Genomic DNA, 14,866 nt, shown 5'->3' with positions numbered 1-14,866 from the left:
CTCTCCTGAATCGTCGTCGTCATCCGTGCAACCCGCACTCGGTCTTGCCGCGGCCCGCCCAGCGGCCGGCGCGCGCGTCCTCGCCTTCGAGCACCCGGCGGGTGCAGGGGGCGCAGCCGACGGAGGCGTAGCCGTCCGTCAGCAGGGGGTTGGTCAGCACACCGTGCTCGGCGACGTACGCGTCCACGTCGTCCTGGGTCCAGCGGGCGATCGGGGAGATCTTGACCTTCTGCCGCTTGTCGTCCCAGCCGACGACGGGGGTGCTCGCCCGGGTCGGGGACTCGTCGCGGCGCAGCCCGGTCGCCCAGGCCTGGTAGCCCTTCAGGCCCTCTTCCAGCGGCTGCACCTTGCGCAGCTTGCAGCACAGGTCGGGGTCGCGGTCGTGCAGCTTCGGGCCGTACTGCGCGTCCTGCTCGGCGACCGTCTGGCGCGGGGTCAGGGTGATGACGTTGACGTCCATCACGGCGTCGACCGCGTCCCGGGTGCCGATGGTCTCCTCGAAGTGGTAGCCGGTGTCGAGGAAGACGACGTCGACGCCGGGCATCGCACGGGAGGCGAGGTGGGCCACCACCGCGTCCTCCATCGAGGAGGTCACACAGAAGCGCTTGCCGAACGTCTCGGCCGCCCACTGGAGGATCTCCAGCGCGGAGGCGTCCTCCAGGTCGCGGCCCGCCTGCTCGGCGAGCGCCTTCAACTCCTCGGTGTCGAGCTCTTCCTGAGCGGTCGTCATATCTGTGCCCCTCCGGAGTCGGATCGCTTCAGCCCTTGGGCCAGCAGCCCGAGGAACTTCAGCTGGAATGCGCGGTTGCACGCCGCGCATTCCCACGCGCCGTGGCTGCCTTCCATGGCCTCACTCGGACGCAGGTCCTCGTCACCGCAGTAGGGGCAGTAGAACGGGGCGGCGCGCTCGCTCATGTCAGTGACTCCTCGCCGGCCCGCGCCGTCCACGCGGCGAACCGCTCGCCGTCCTCGCGCTCGGCCAGGAACCGCTTCAGGACGCGCTCGATGTAGTCGGGCAGTTCCTCCGCGGTCACCTTCAGACCGCGCACCTTGCGGCCGAAGCCGGCGTCCAGGCCGAGCGCGCCGCCCAGGTGCACCTGGTAGCCCTCGACCTGCTCGCCCCGGTCGTCGAGGACCAGCTGCCCCTTGAGACCGATGTCCGCGACCTGGATGCGGGCGCAGGCGTTCGGGCAGCCGTTGAGGTTGATGGTGAGCGGCTCGTCGAACTCCGGCAGACGGCGCTCCAGTTCGTCGATCAGCTGGGAGCCGCGCTGCTTGGTCTCGACGATGGCGAGCTTGCAGAACTCGATGCCGGTGCAGGCCATGGTGCCGCGCCGGAACGACGACGGCCGGGCGGTGAGGTCCAGCGCCTCCAGGCCCTCGACGAGCGAGTCGACCTGGCCCTCCTCGACGTCGAGGACGATCATCTTCTGCTCGACGGTGGTGCGCACCCGGCCCGAGCCGTGCGCCTCCGCCAGGTCGGCGATCTTGGTGAGCGTGGCGCCGTCGACCCGCCCGACCCGCGGGGCGAAACCGATGTAGAAACGGCCGTCCTTCTGCCGGTGCACGCCGATGTGGTCACGCCACTGCTGGGACGGCTGATCGGGGGCGGGGCCGTCGGACAGCTTGCGGCCCAGGTACTCGTCCTCCAGCACCTGCCGGAACTTCTCCGCGCCCCAGTCGGCGACCAGGAACTTCAGCCGGGCGCGGGTGCGCAGCCGGCGGTAGCCGTAGTCGCGGAAGATCGAGATGACGCCCTCGTAGACGTCCGGGACGTCGTCGAGCGACACCCAGGCGCCCAGCCGTACGCCCAGCTTGGGGTTGGTGGACAGACCGCCGCCGACCCACACGTCGAAGCCCGGGCCGTGCTCGGGGTGGCGTACGCCGACGAAGGCGACGTCGTTGATCTCGTGCACCACGTCGAGCAGCGGAGAACCCGAGATGGCCGTCTTGAACTTGCGGGGCAGGTTCGAGTACGCCTTGTTGTTCAGGACCCGGCGCTTCATCTCCTCCAGCGCGGGCGTGGCGTCGATGATCTCGTCCTCGGCGATGCCGGCGACCGGTGAGCCGATCATCACGCGCGGGGTGTCACCGCAGGCCGTGACCGTGGACAGGCCGACGCCCTCGAGACGCTCCCAGACCGCGGGCACGTCCTCGATCCGGATCCAGTGGTACTGGACGTTCTGCCGGTCGGTGATGTCGGCGGTGCCGCGCGCGAACTCCTGCGAGACCTCGCCGATGACGCGCAGCTGCCGGGTGGTCAGCGCCCCGCCGTCGATGCGGACGCGCAGCATGAAGTACTCGTCGTCCAGCTCCTCCGGCTCCAGAACGGCCGTCTTGCCGCCGTCGATGCCGGGCTTGCGCTGGGTGTACAGGCCCCACCAGCGCATGCGTCCGCGCAGGTCGTTGGGGTCGATGGAGTCGAAGCCGCGCTTGGAGTAGATCGTCTCAATACGTGTCCGTACGTTGAGACCGTCGTCGTCCTTCTTGAACTGTTCGTTGCCGTTGAGCGGGGTGTGATGACCCACGGCCCACTGACCCTCGCCGCGGTGACGGCTCACCTTGCGGCGGGGCGCGGAGGCGGCAGGGTTCTGCGGGGTGGCGGCCATGGTGATGAGTCCTTCGGGACAGACGGAAAGCGGCTCTGAGCTGCGCTGACGGGCGCATGGGGAAGTGCGCGTCGTTGCGCGGAGCGGAGAACTGACGACGGAGGGATGCCGGGGGAGTCGCGGGCTCAGCTCACGCGACAGATGGCGCTGGACATGCGGCCGAGGTCGACGTGCCGCCGACTCACCAAGGCAATTCCAGTTCCAGACATGACGGAAGCGTGTCACGGCGATCTGGACACAGTCCAGCTTCGTCCGCCATGTGGACACCCTGGTCCCGAAGAGTGAGACAAGGGTGTCGTCGGTCACATGCGGCGCACGGCGACTTGTCCGCGCCCGCCCACCCGGCTATGAGGCCGGCGTCAGACAGGGAACGCTCCGGGCCACGGGCCCGGAGCCGCCACCTCCCGCTCCTCCTCCACCTTGGTGTCGAACAGCCTGAACCCGCGCCGCAGATAGTTGTCCATCGCGTGCGGACCGTCCTTGCTGCACGTGTGCAGCCACACCCGCTTCGTCGGCGGCAGTCCCGGCCGGCGCTCTGCGAGGTCCCAGGCGCGGGCGGCGCCGTAGGACAGCAGATGCCCGCCGATCCGCCGGCCTCGGAAGGCCGGGATCAGACCGAAGTAGACGATCTCGACCGCGCCCTCGTCCTGCGGCTCGAACTCCACGTACCCGGCCGGCGTGCCCCGCTCGTAGGCGACCCACGTCTCCACGCCCGGCCGGTCCAGGTGCTCCTGCCACCGCGCGTGGCTCCAGCCGAGCCGGTCGGTCCAGCGGATGTCACCGCCGACCGACGCGTACAGGAAACGGCTGAACTCGGGCGACGGCACCTCGGAACGGACGATCCGCACGTCGCCCTCGGGCGCGGCGGCCGACAGGAGGTCACTCGGCGAAGTCTGCTCCAGGGACCAGGTGGTCACGGGGATGTGGCTCATGCCCGTCAGGGAATCATCCAGTGCCGCGGCAGGCAACGTCCGCCCGGGAAGGAGCGGCGTCCGGTGCGTGCTCTCGGTGTGCCGGCCGGAAGTCCGCGTACTGGATGTACTCGGGCTTTCGGCCGGTGCGGCGAGAGGCGTGCCGGACGTCGCGACGGGGCGAACGTTGCCTGCCGCGGCGCTAGTCCGCTGATCTGTCGATGGAGGCCAGCGGCAGCGAGAACAGCGTGCGGCCCGACTGCGCCCACACCTCTCCGGACTCCGCCCCGTAGGAGAGGGACTCGGTCAGCGGGCTCCAGCAGGCACGCGAATCGTCGGCCCCGCAGCGCGCGGACCGGGCCCCCTGCGCGTCCTGCCGCCACAGCGTCCCGCGCCCGCCGTCCTCGCCCGCGGCGCTCGTCAGATACCAGGCGCCGTGGTACGCCAGCACCCCGCGCACCCCCGTCAGCTTCGACCGGTAGGCCTGCGTGGCCCGGACCTGCCCGGCGCCGTCCCCGTGGAGGAGGCCGGCGTGGCCGGGAGCCCGGTCGAGGGCGTAGCGCCACAGCCGGGCGCCCGTGTCCGAGCCGTCCAGCGTCCACTCGCCGGCCACCAGCGTGTCCGGCGTGGTGCTGCGGTCGAGGGAGACGGTGGCGGGATGCGGGGCGCCCGCGCCGCCGGCCGACCGGTACACGGCCACGGCCGGAAGGACGTACCGCGCGCCGTGCGCCGACCAGCCGCCGGGCACCCGCCCGACCGCCTCACCGGCGACGGTGGCCCGGTGGATGCGGTTCATGTCGTAGACGTAGAGCGCCGCGCCGTCCCCTTCGTCCGTGGTGACCAGCAGCTTGTTCTGGTACCAGACCATGCCGGAGACATGGGAGACGAGTCCGCGGAAGTCGCGCCCGCCGTCGACCGGGACGGCCAGCAGCGCCCACGTGTACCGCATGCGGTCCAGGTCGCCCGCGTCGACCAGCGCGATCCGGGCCAGCCCCCGCTCGGCCGTCGGACCGGCACTGCGCGACCAGCCGGACAGCACCACCCGGTGCGCACCCCACAGGCCGTCGTCGTCGGCGTCCCCGGACGTGGTGACCGCGCCCGGCTGCCAGCCCACGGTGTCGTCGGTGCCCCAGCAGTAGGCGCGCGCCGCCGCCGGGGAGACGGGCAGCGCCGCCCGCTCGGCCGGCGTGCAGTCGACCGAGTCGCGCAGAACGCGCTCGGCGCCGCTCAGCACGGTGCCGACCCCGACCGGCGGGCCCAGCTCGGTGGAGAGCCGGTCGAGGGCGCCCCGCGGCACCGGCTCCTCCGTCAGCCGCAGCGCATCGGTGTCGGCGGCCGCCGTGAGCGGCTTCAACGCCCCGGGACTGCCGGTGACCGTGGCCTGGGAGGCGCTGATCATGGTGGCGGCTGCGGTGAGCGCGAGAGCGGTTCCCGCCAGGAACGCCCGTGCCGCCCTTCCCCGTCTGCGCCGGCGATGTCGGCCGCGTTGCTTCATTCGTCCTCCCGAGGCGGGCCAACTGCTCCGCACGATCCGTACGTTGACCGAGGAACAGGTGGGGTGACCCGTGAGGGAGCCTACGGCAGAGCGCCCCCGCCCGGGACGAAGACTTCACAATGCGGGAAAGACGCGGCGACATAAGTCGATTCAGGGCACGGAACGATCGGCCTCGGACCTGTGGCGACCCACCGCTCGCACGGCGGAGCGTGGCGCTACGGCACGGGATCCGCCGTCCGGGCCCCGGCCACCGCGGGCGCCGTCGAATGCGGCAGCAGCCTCACCGGGTCGTCCGGCAGCAGCACGTCGACCTCCACCTCGTCGCCGAAGCGGTAGGGCCGGTGCTCCAGCAGAGCGCCCAGATAACGCCGCACCCGCGACATCTCGGCCCGCACCGTCACCGTGCGACCCCGGTCCCCGAACACGTCCTCGGCCAGATCCGCGGCACTGCGCCCGCCCCGGTGCGCCGCCAGCAGATACAGCAACTCGGCGTGCCGCGGCGTCAGTTCCCGGGACCAGACGCCCTCCGGGCCGCTCACCGTCACCGACCAGCGGCCCGCCCGCGACACGTCCAGCACGATCCGGGTGGCGGCCCGCGCCGGCGGCTCGGCCGCCCCGTCCACCGACCGCACCAGCCAGCCCCCCGCCAGCGGCTCCACCGAGCACCATCCGAGCGCCGGCAGCCACCGCCGTCCGGGCGAGGGCGGCTTGGGCAACACGATCCGGCTCATGTACGGCATCTCCGTCACGGCCGCCGTCCAGCCGTCCCCGTCGACCACCGCCGCCCGCCCGCCCGACCGGGCCAGCACCGGCGCCGCCACCGCGCGCAGCCGCTCCAACGACCGCAGATGCGACTCCCGCAGCGAGGCCTCCGCCAGCTTCGCCACCGCGCCCACCCAGGCGAGCGTCGCCGGATGCATCGTCTCCAACGGCCCGCTGACGTCGACGACTCCGAGCAGCCGGCCGTCCCGCGGATCGGTGATCGGGGCGCCCGCGCACGTCCACGCCGTGTGCGACCGCACGAAGTGCTCGCCCGCGAACACCTGCACGGGCCGCCGGACCACCGCCGGCGTGCCCACGCCGTTGGTGCCGACGACGTCCTCCCGCCAGTCCGCGCCCACCTCGAGACCCACACGGTCGGCCTTGCGCAGCACCGGGGAGCAGCCCTCCCGCCACAGCACCCGGCCCTCGCCGTCCGACACGACCATGATGTGGTGGGCGATGTCCGCGGCCGACAGCAAGCCCTCGCGCAGCACCGGCAGCACCTCCCTCAACGGCGACGTCTCACGCCGTCTGCGCACCTCCTCCACGCTCAACAGCCCGGCTCCCGAACCGACTTCCGGATCGACTCCGCTGCGCAGCACCCGCTGCCAGGACTGCTCGATCACGGGCCGGGGCGCGACCGGCGACCGCCGGCCGGCGAGCCGGGCGTCGCGCACCTCGCTGAGCAGCCGCGCCGCCCGCGCCGCGTCGACCGCCGCGAGCCGCGGCACGTTCATCGGCGACATCGCCACTGGGCCTCCCCGAGAGCACACGGGCGCCGAACGTCTTCCCCGTCCGTCCTGCCGGACGTCCCATACTGCCCCTCCGTCGAGGACGGAGGGGCACACTCCGCCCACTGGGACGAATGCGTTGCAACCCCCTGCAACCCTGGCCGGCCACCACCGGGTGCCGGAAACTTGTGCCACGCCGTCCCGAGCGGCGCTCCTGGCCTCGCAGGGCCATCGCCGCGGGGGTGGCGCCGTGTCGGCGCGGCGCCACCCCCGCCCGCGACGGACGCCGCGCCCGCCCTCCCCGGACGGACCGCCGGAGTCAGGCCACGGGCCGGGCCCGCTCCACGATCGCCCCCAGATCCAGTGTGTGCGGCAGTGTCCCGAAGGCCCCGCCCGCGTCGCCGCCCAGCCGCGAGGCGCAGAACGCGTCCGCCACCTCGGGGGGCGCGAACCGCACCAGCAGCGACCCCTGCAGGACCAGCGCGAACCGCTCGGTCAGCCGCCGCGCCCGCGCCTCGGCGCCGTCCAGATCGGCCAGATCCGTCAACAGGGCCTTGATCGCCGCGTCCAGCCGGTGATCGGCGCCCCGCGCCCGCCCCACCTCCCGCAGGTAGGCGTTCAGCGCCTCCGGCTCGCGCCTGAGCGCCCGCAGCACGTCCAGCGCCTGCACATTGCCCGCGCCCTCCCAGATCGAGTTCAGCGGCGACTCCCGCACCAGCCGCGGCATCCCCGACTCCTCCACGTACCCGTTGCCGCCCAGGCACTCCGCGGCCTCCACCACCACCGGCGCGCACCGCTTGGCCACCCAGTACTTGGCGGCCGGCACCGCGATCCGCAGCAGCGCCCGCTCCTGCTCGCCGCCGTCGTCGTACGCCGCCGCGAGCCGCAGCCCGAGGGTCGTCGCGGCCTCCGACTCCAGCGCCAGATCGGCCAGGACGTTGCGCATCAGCGGCTTGTCGAGCAACGTGCCGCCGAACGCCTCCCGGTGGGCGCAGTGGTGGGCCGCCTGCGCGACGGCCGCCCGCATCAGCCCCGCCGAGCCCAGCACGCAGTCCAGCCGGGTCGCGGCCACCATCCCGATGATGGTGCGCACGCCCCGCCCCTCCTCGCCCACCCGCCGCGCCCACGTCCCGTCGAACTCGACCTCGGCGGAGGCGTTCGACCGGTTGCCGAGCTTGTCCTTCAGACGCTGGATGCGGAACGTGTTACGGCTGCCGTCCTCCAGCACCCTCGGCACGAGGAAGCAGGTCAGCCCTCCGTCCCCGGCCCCCGGCGACGCGGACGCCCGGGCCAGCACCAGGAAACCGTCCGACATCGGCGCCGAGCAGAACCACTTGTGCCCCCTCAGCTCGTACGCCCCGTCCTCGGCGAGCGGCCGCGCGGACGTCGTGTTCGCCCGGACGTCGCTGCCGCCCTGCTTCTCCGTCATCCCCATCCCGACCAGCGCGCCCGCCTTCAGACGCGCCGGCCGCAACTCACGCTCGTAGACGGTCGACGTCAGCAGGGGCTCCCACTCGGCGGCCAGGCCGGGGTCGGCGCGCAGGGCGGGCACGGCCGCGTGCGTCATCGACAGCGGGCAGCAGTTGCCCGCCTCCACCTGCGTCCACACCACGAACGCGGCGGCCCGCCGCACATGTCCTCCCGGCCGCGCCCACGCCGACGTCAGATTCGCCCCGACGCCCTTGCCGAGCAGCCGGTGCCACGCAGGATGGAAGTCGACCTCGTCGACCCGGTGACCGTAGCGGTCGTGCGTGCGCAGCACCGGCGGGCTGCCGTCGGCCTGGGCCGCCCACTCGTGCAGCTGCGCGGACCCGGCCGCCCGGCCCAGCGAGGACAGTTCGCCACGTGCCTCGTCGAGCAGGCCCGGATCGAGATGGCGTTCCACGGCCGTGACCAGGGCCTGATCGGTGGCGTAGACGTCGTGGCCCAGCAGGGGCGGGGGCTGGTTGGTCACGGTGTGCGTGCTGCCTGCCATACCGTGAACGTACCCGCCGCCCCGCAGCTCATGACCGCCCAACACGCACGGCGCGAGCGGGCCCACCGGAGGTGAGTGGAGCCTCGCACGGCGGATACCTTTATGGCGTGCAGCCAGCCAGTCAGCCCCCCGAGCACCCCGAGCGCCCCGACGATCACGCGGCCCTCGCCGGGCGTCTCCACCGAGCCCGCGCCCTCTACCGGAACGTCTCCAAGCGCAGGACCGCCTGGCTGCTTCTGAAGGACACCGTCAACTCCTGCATCGAGTACCGCATCCTCGGCCTGGCCGCCGAGGCCGCCTTCTTCACCCTGCTGTCCGTGCCGCCGCTGCTGCTCAGCCTGATCGGACTCCTCGGCTACGTCGACGACTGGACCGGCACCGACACCATCAGCAGCCTGGAGGCCAACCTCCTCGACGCCTCCCGCACCGTCCTGTCCGACAAGGGCGTCGCCGAGATCGCGCAGCCCATCCTCGACGACGTGATGAAGGGCGGCCGCCCCGACGTCATCTCGATAGGGTTCCTGTTCGCCCTGTGGTCGGGGTCGCGTGCGGTGAACGTCTTCATCGACACCATCACCGTCATGTACGGCCTCGACGGGGTGCGCGGCATCGTCAAGACCCGGCTGGTGGCGTTCCTGCTGTTCATCGCCGCCCTGCTGATCGGCTCCGTCGCGCTGCCCCTGATGGTGGCCGGTCCCGACGCCGTCGTGCGGATCGTGCCCTGGTCGACGACGGTCGTCCAGGTCCTGTACTGGCCCGTCGTGATCGTCCTGTCGATCGCCTTCCTCACCACGCTCTACCACGTCTCCGTGCCGGTGCGCTCCCCGTGGATCGAGGACGTCCCCGGCGCCCTGGTCGCCCTCGCGATGTGGGTGCTCGGCAGTTTCCTGCTCCGCATCTATCTGCAGAGCACCATCGAGGGCGCCACCATCTACGGCTCCCTCGCCGCCGCCGTCGCCGTCCTGCTGTGGATCGGTGTGTCCGCCTTCGCCGTCCTCGTCGGGGCGGCCGTGAACGCCGCGATCGACCGCGTCTGGCCGGCCGCCGCGACCGCCGCCGCGCGCGCCGCCAACGAGCGGCAGCGCGAGGAGGAGGCCGCCGAGTACGTCGCCCGTCTGACCGCGGCCCGCCAGTACGAGGACGACCCCGACGACCCCGACATGCCCTCCGAGTTCCCCGAACGCTGGTCCCGCTTCCTCCCCCCGGAGGACGTCACGGGCCGCCTGCGAGCCCACGCGAAGACCTCCCACAAGAACACCGCCCCGGGCGGCGAGGAACCCCCGCCCCCCGAGAAGTGATCTGCCTCACAAGCTGTCACGGCGAGCGGCCCAGCGGTGTCCTAGGGACAGCCTGACCAGGCGTGTCCGAGGGAGAGGGGCCAGGGAGATGACCGACCGCACCACCGACCCGGCGACCGAAGCATTCGTCGCCCATCGCAATCTGCTGTTCACCGTCGCCTACGAGATGCTCGGATCGGCGGCCGACGCCGAAGACGTCCTCCAGGAGACCTGGTTACGGTGGGTCAAGGTCGATCTGGACGGAGTGGGCGACCAGCGGGCTTACCTGCTGAGGATCACCACCCGGCAGGCCCTCAACCGGCTGCGGACCATGAAGCGCCGCCGTGAGGCGTACGTCGGCCAGTGGCTGCCCGAGCCGCTGGTCACCGCGCCGGACGCGGCCGAGGACCTGGAACTCGCCGAGAGCCTGTCGATGGCGATGATGCTCGTCCTGGAGAGCCTCTCCCCGACCGAGCGGGCGGTGTTCGTGCTGCGCGAGGTCTTCGAGGTCGACTACGACGACATCGCCGGCGCCGTCGGCAAGACCCCGGCGGCCGTACGGCAGATCGCGCACCGCGCCCGCGCGCACGTCGACGCCCGCCGGCCCCGCCGGACGGCCTCCGCGCGGGAGACCCGGGCCGCCCTGGAGTCCTTCCAGCGCGCCCTGGAGACCGGGAACCCGCAGGACCTCCTCGACGTGCTCGCCCCCGACGTCGTGCTGCTCAGCGACGGCGGCGGCGTCAAGCGCGCCGCGCTCAGGCCCATCGTCGGCGCGGAGAACATCGTCCGCTTCTATCTCGGCGGCGCGACCTCGGCTGCCAGGTTCGAGGCCACGATCACCTGGGAGTCCACGGTGGTCAACGGCAGCCCGGCACTCGCCGTGCACCGCGAGGGCGAGCTCGACGGCGTCATGGCCGTCCGTCTCGAGGACGGCCGCATCGCCGGCCTCTACTTCGTCCGCAACCCCGAGAAGCTGACCCGCGTCACCTCCGAGACCCCGCTCGCCCTGCGTTGACGCCGACGGCTCCGAAGCACCCGTCCGTCTCCGCACCCGTCACGAGGGATCCCGCCATGACCACGCAGACGACGGCCGCCACGCCCGGCGGCCTCACCTTCCTCAGAACCGCGACCGCCCTGCAGACCCTGACCCTCCTGTTCCAGGCGGTCACCGCCGGCCTGCTGCTGACCTCGTCCCGCGGCTACTGGCTGCACGACTTCGGATCGAAGGTGATGTACGCGGCCGCCATGCTGTACGTGCTCGCCACGGTCCTGGCCTGGCGCCGGGGCGGTGGATCACCCCGCCCCGTCCTGTACGCCACCGGCTTCCTCCTCCTCGCCTCCGCGCAGGTCGCGCTGGGCGTCGCGCACGTGCCCTCGTTCCATGTCCCCTTGGGCGTGGTGATGTTCGCCCTCAGCACGCTCGCCCTGGCCCGTGCGGTGTCCCAGGGACTGCCGCGGCGCCCCGCCGCCTGAGGTGTGCTGCGGACGGCTGTCCCACGAACGACCGGTTCAGACCCCTTCGAGGAAAGCAGGACGTCTCATGTCCGTTCGATCCGTTCTCACCCTTGCCGCCGCCGTCCTGATCGGCGTGCTCGCGTGCGCCGGACCGGCCGCCGCCGCGGACCCGTCACAGCAGGTCGCCGCCGGCGTCACCACGCTGAGCGTGGGCCGGGTCGGGGCTTCTCTGTCGGCGCTGGTCGGCCTGCTGGGCGCGGTGGGCGGCGGTCTGGCTCTGGCCCGCCCCGACAGCAAGGGGCACATCGGCGCCTGGGCCCGGCGCAACGGCGCCGTCACGGCTCTCGTGGCCGGGCCGGTCGCCGTGGCCGTCGGCGGCACGATCGCGGCCACCGCCGACGGCGGTCTCGGCACCGGGAACGGGCTGGGCGGCGCCTTCGTCGCCATGCTCCTCGGCCTGACCGCCGTCGCCCTCGGCGGACTGGCCCGCTCCCGCACCCGCCGTACCGGCTGACGGGCGGGTGCGGGCGGGGTGTCAGTGATCGGTGAAGTCGGCGGCGTGGTCGTCGGCCCAGGTGGTGAAGGTGCGGGGCGGGCGGCCGGTGAGTTCTTCGACCGTGCGGGTGAGGGGGAGGGGCTTGTCGTTGGTCTCCCACCAGTTCAGCAGGGCGTCGGCGTAGGCGGCGGGGATGTACTCGGCCGACTCCCGCTTCCACGCCTCGACCGTGACGTGGTCGATCGAGACGGGCCGCCCGGTGACGGCGGCGAGCTGGTCGATCTGCTGGGCGAAGGTCAGCGACTCGGGGCCGGTGAGGGTGAACCGGCCGCCGTGGTGGCGGGGGTCGGTGAGGACGGCGTACGCGGCTTCGGCGACGTCCTTCTCGTGGATGGGGTCGGTGTGGGCGTCGGGGAAGGGCAGGCTGACGGGTCGTCCTGCCTTGACGGCCCACGCCCATCCGCCGGCGTTGGAGGCGAAGGAACCCGGCCGCAGGATCGTGGTGGTGATCGGCGAGGAGAGCAGCGCGCGTTCCACGTCGAGGTGCGACTTGGCGAGCGGGTCGTTCTCGGGGTCGGGGCCGAGCACAGCCGATGAGGACAGCAGCACGATGTGCGTCACTCCGGCCTGCCGGGCGTGGTCGATGAAGTCGGTGACGCGGTCGGGGCTGGCGTAGAGGAACACCGTGGTGACGCCCGCCAGGGCGGCGGGGAAGGTGTCCGGGGCGGTGAGGTCGAGACGGACCGTCTTCACACCCTCGGGCGGGGTGAGCTTCTCGGGGGCGGCGGAGCCGACCCGGGTGGCCAGTCCGTCGCGGTGGAGCAGCGTGGTCAGGTGGGTGGCGACCGCGCCGCGGCCTCCGGTGATGAGGATCATGAGTGGGCTCTTTTCCGAGTCTGGTTCCGGGCGTGGTGCGGGTCAGTGGTGCTGGGGCTGTGCGGTGCGGGGGAGCAGGCGGACCAGGCAGCAGCAGCCGAGGGTGATGCCGGCCACGATCAGGAGGCTGCGGGTCATCGCGTGGGCGGGGCCGGGGATGTGGAGGTAGACGGTGGTGACGGCGGCGGCGCCCAGAGCGTTGGCGAGCTGCTGCACCGCGGTCAGGGACCCCGCGCCGGATCCTGCTTCGGCGGGGGTGACGTCCCCGAGGGTGATGTCGTAGACGGTGCCGAAGCAGGTGCCCATGCCGAGCCCGGTCACCAGGGTGGCGATGATGATCGCGGCCGGGCCGGTCGCGGTGCCGGCGGTGTGGACGGCTGCCCACAGCCCCAGAGTGCCGGTCAGCGTCGTGAGCAGGCCGATCAGGACGAGGGTGCGGCCGAGGCGGCTGATGAGCCGGTAGCAGGCGATCGAGGCGATGACGATTCCGGCGGCCATGGGGGTGCTGCCCGTGAGGGCGGTCCGCAGGGGCGAGTAGCCCAGGCCCTCCTGGAGGAACAGGGAGACGACGTAGAGGAGCCCGGCGACGGCCGCGAAGAAGGCGACGCCCAGGACCAGGCCGCAGACGAAGCCCCGGTTGCGGAAGAGCGAGGGCTGGATCAGCGGGTGGGGGGCGGTGGCCTGGCGGCGGGCCAGGAGGGCGAAGAAGACCGCCGCGGCGCCGAGTGCGGCCCATGAGACGGGGCGCCAGTCGTGGGCGGGGCCGTCGATCAGCCCGTAGAGCAGGGTGGCCATGGCTCCGGCCAGCAGCACCGCGCCCGGGGCGTCGATCACCGTGCCGCGCTCGCCGGTGTCCCGGGGCAGCAGGCGGTGGGCGGCGAGCAGGGCGCCGCCGCCGAGCACGATGTTGATCAGGAACATGGAGCGCCAGCCGAGCCCGAGGGGATCGGTGTCGATGAGGGCGGCGGCCAGGATCGGGCCGCCCACCGCCGACAGGCCGAGGACGGGGCCGAAGGCGCTGAACGCCTTGCCTATCTGGTCGCGGGGGAAGACGGCGCCGAGGATGCCGAAGCCCTGCGGGATCAGCAGGGCGCCGAAGGCTCCCTGGACGAGGCGGGCGGCGATCAGCGTCTGCGGACCGACGGCCAGTCCGCAGGCCACGGAGGCCGCGGTGAACCCGGCCAGGCCCGTCAGGAAGACGCGACGCCGTCCGTACTTGTCCCCGAGCCGGCCGCCGACCACGAGAAGCACGCCGAGGGCGAGTGCGTAGGAGGCGCCCAGCCACTGGACGAGGGCCGGTCCGCCCTTCAGGGAGGCGGTGATGCTCGGCGCGGCGAGGTTGGTGATCGTGGCGTCGATCAGGTCGAGGACCTCGGCTGCCAGGATCACGGCGAGGACGGCCCAGCGCCGCGCGGGTGAGAGGGCCCCGACCTGGCTGGGCGGGGCGAGGGTGCTGGTCATGGTGTACTTTCCGAGAGGAGGTCGAACGGCGTTCGTTACGAACACTGTTCGTCGGACCCTAGGGAGCGAACGGTGTTCGTGTCAAACGGTGTTCGTCGTACGGCTAGGCTTGCCCCATGAGGACGCAGCCGATCAGCCGCCGCGCGCGGCCCACCAAGGCCCCCCTCAGCCGCGACGCCGTGGTGCGCACCGGCCTGGAGATCCTCGACCGCGACGGCCTGGACGCCCTGACCATGCGCAGCGTCGCCAAGGCGCTCGACACCGGCCCCGCCTCGCTGTACGTCTATGTCGCCAACCGCGACGACCTCATGGCCGCCATGCTCGACGAAGCCCTCGCATCCGTCGCGGCGACCGAGGAGGGCACCTGGCGAGAACAGCTGCGCGCCCTCGCCACCGCCGCCATCGCCGCCATGAGCCGGCACGAGGGCCTGGCCGGCGTCGCCCTCGGGGCCATCCCCACCGGAGAGAACTCCCTGCTCGTCCTGGACCGTATGCTCGCCCTGCTCAAGCAGGGCGGCCTCGACGACACCGCCGCCGCCTGGGCCGTCGACCTCCTGTGGCTCCACATCGCCGCAGCCGCCGTCGAGCAGAACAACCGCGACACCCAGGGCTCCGACGAGGAGACCGCCGTCAGCGCGGCGAACCGCCACTACGCCGCCCTGTCCGCCCACCGCTACCCGATGCTCACCTCGATGCGGCAGGCGCTCTTCTCCCCCGGCGACCGCGACACCTGGGGCCTCGACGTCCTGATCAACGGCATCCTCCACACGCCCGCTCACTGACAGCGGGGCCGGCGCCCGCGGGTCCGACCGGCCGGG

At 72.6% G+C, this 14,866-nt stretch carries 15 protein-coding genes; 5 read left to right on the top strand and 10 right to left on the bottom strand.

Annotation, left to right across the window (positions count from 1 at the left end):
• Positions 1 to 19: 19 nt before the first annotated feature.
• From ACIRS4_RS06625 to ACIRS4_RS06590, 8 genes are all read right to left on the bottom strand, one after another.
• A complete protein-coding gene (locus ACIRS4_RS06625; RefSeq protein WP_404190909.1) occupies positions 20 to 730 on the bottom strand; it encodes a phosphoadenylyl-sulfate reductase in 711 nt (236 codons plus the stop codon).
• A complete protein-coding gene (locus tag ACIRS4_RS06620) occupies positions 727 to 915 on the bottom strand; it encodes a hypothetical protein (RefSeq protein ID WP_404190907.1) in 189 nt (62 codons plus the stop codon). Before ACIRS4_RS06620 ends, ACIRS4_RS06625 begins: the two co-directional genes overlap by 4 nt.
• Positions 912 to 2,609 (bottom strand): nitrite/sulfite reductase, encoded by a 1,698-nt coding sequence (locus ACIRS4_RS06615; protein ID WP_404190904.1) that lies wholly within the window; start codon positions 2,607 to 2,609, stop codon positions 912 to 914. The genes ACIRS4_RS06620 and ACIRS4_RS06615 overlap by 4 nt, the downstream gene beginning before the upstream one ends.
• A gap of 125 nt (positions 2,610 to 2,734) precedes the next feature.
• Positions 2,735 to 2,818, bottom strand: coding sequence for a putative leader peptide (locus tag ACIRS4_RS06610; protein WP_351092434.1), 84 nt, complete (start codon positions 2,816 to 2,818; stop codon positions 2,735 to 2,737).
• A gap of 150 nt (positions 2,819 to 2,968) precedes the next feature.
• The gene (locus tag ACIRS4_RS06605; RefSeq protein WP_404190901.1) at positions 2,969 to 3,541 is read right to left on the bottom strand and encodes a GNAT family N-acetyltransferase; all 573 of its coding nucleotides are present in this window, start codon (positions 3,539 to 3,541) and stop codon (positions 2,969 to 2,971) included.
• A 181-nt stretch (positions 3,542 to 3,722) separates the two neighbouring features.
• Positions 3,723 to 5,015, bottom strand: a complete 1,293-nt coding sequence (locus ACIRS4_RS06600; RefSeq protein WP_404190899.1) for a hypothetical protein — start codon at positions 5,013 to 5,015, stop codon at positions 3,723 to 3,725.
• Between the two features lie 215 nt (positions 5,016 to 5,230).
• Positions 5,231 to 6,514 (bottom strand): GAF domain-containing protein, encoded by a 1,284-nt coding sequence (locus tag ACIRS4_RS06595; protein ID WP_404191088.1) that lies wholly within the window; start codon positions 6,512 to 6,514, stop codon positions 5,231 to 5,233.
• A gap of 313 nt (positions 6,515 to 6,827) precedes the next feature.
• Positions 6,828 to 8,483, bottom strand: coding sequence for an acyl-CoA dehydrogenase family protein (locus ACIRS4_RS06590; protein ID WP_404190896.1), 1,656 nt, complete (start codon positions 8,481 to 8,483; stop codon positions 6,828 to 6,830).
• 107 nt (positions 8,484 to 8,590) lie between these two features.
• On the opposite strand from ACIRS4_RS06590, the gene ACIRS4_RS06585 reads away from it, so the two are divergent.
• From ACIRS4_RS06585 to ACIRS4_RS06570, 4 genes are all read left to right on the top strand, one after another.
• Positions 8,591 to 9,781 (top strand): YihY/virulence factor BrkB family protein, encoded by a 1,191-nt coding sequence (locus ACIRS4_RS06585; protein ID WP_404190893.1) that lies wholly within the window; start codon positions 8,591 to 8,593, stop codon positions 9,779 to 9,781.
• Positions 9,782 to 9,869: 88 nt separating this feature from the next.
• Positions 9,870 to 10,775, top strand: coding sequence for an RNA polymerase sigma-70 factor (locus tag ACIRS4_RS06580; protein WP_404190890.1), 906 nt, complete (start codon positions 9,870 to 9,872; stop codon positions 10,773 to 10,775).
• A 56-nt stretch (positions 10,776 to 10,831) separates the two neighbouring features.
• Positions 10,832 to 11,233, top strand: a complete 402-nt coding sequence (locus ACIRS4_RS06575) for a hypothetical protein (RefSeq protein ID WP_404190887.1) — start codon at positions 10,832 to 10,834, stop codon at positions 11,231 to 11,233.
• A gap of 67 nt (positions 11,234 to 11,300) precedes the next feature.
• A complete protein-coding gene (locus ACIRS4_RS06570; protein ID WP_404190884.1) occupies positions 11,301 to 11,729 on the top strand; it encodes a DUF6223 family protein in 429 nt (142 codons plus the stop codon).
• A gap of 21 nt (positions 11,730 to 11,750) precedes the next feature.
• Here the strand turns inward: ACIRS4_RS06570 and ACIRS4_RS06565 are convergent, their stop codons facing one another.
• Together ACIRS4_RS06565 and ACIRS4_RS06560 are read right to left on the bottom strand one after the other, a co-directional pair.
• Positions 11,751 to 12,587: an SDR family oxidoreductase gene (locus ACIRS4_RS06565; protein WP_404190881.1), complete on the bottom strand. Its 837-nt coding sequence runs from the start codon at positions 12,585 to 12,587 to the stop codon at positions 11,751 to 11,753.
• A gap of 42 nt (positions 12,588 to 12,629) precedes the next feature.
• A complete protein-coding gene (locus tag ACIRS4_RS06560; protein ID WP_404190878.1) occupies positions 12,630 to 14,048 on the bottom strand; it encodes an MFS transporter in 1,419 nt (472 codons plus the stop codon).
• 116 nt (positions 14,049 to 14,164) lie between these two features.
• Here ACIRS4_RS06560 and ACIRS4_RS06555 point away from each other — a divergent pair, with 116 nt between their 5' ends.
• Complete coding sequence (locus ACIRS4_RS06555) at positions 14,165 to 14,830, top strand: TetR/AcrR family transcriptional regulator C-terminal domain-containing protein (protein WP_404190875.1); 666 nt, start codon at positions 14,165 to 14,167, stop codon at positions 14,828 to 14,830.
• Positions 14,831 to 14,866 lie beyond the last annotated feature (36 nt).

This window comes from Streptomyces sp. NPDC101166, from assembly GCF_044768125.1.
Classification (GTDB): Bacteria; Actinomycetota; Actinomycetes; order Streptomycetales; family Streptomycetaceae; genus Streptomyces.
This window is presented reverse-complemented; position numbering and strand designations above follow the sequence as displayed.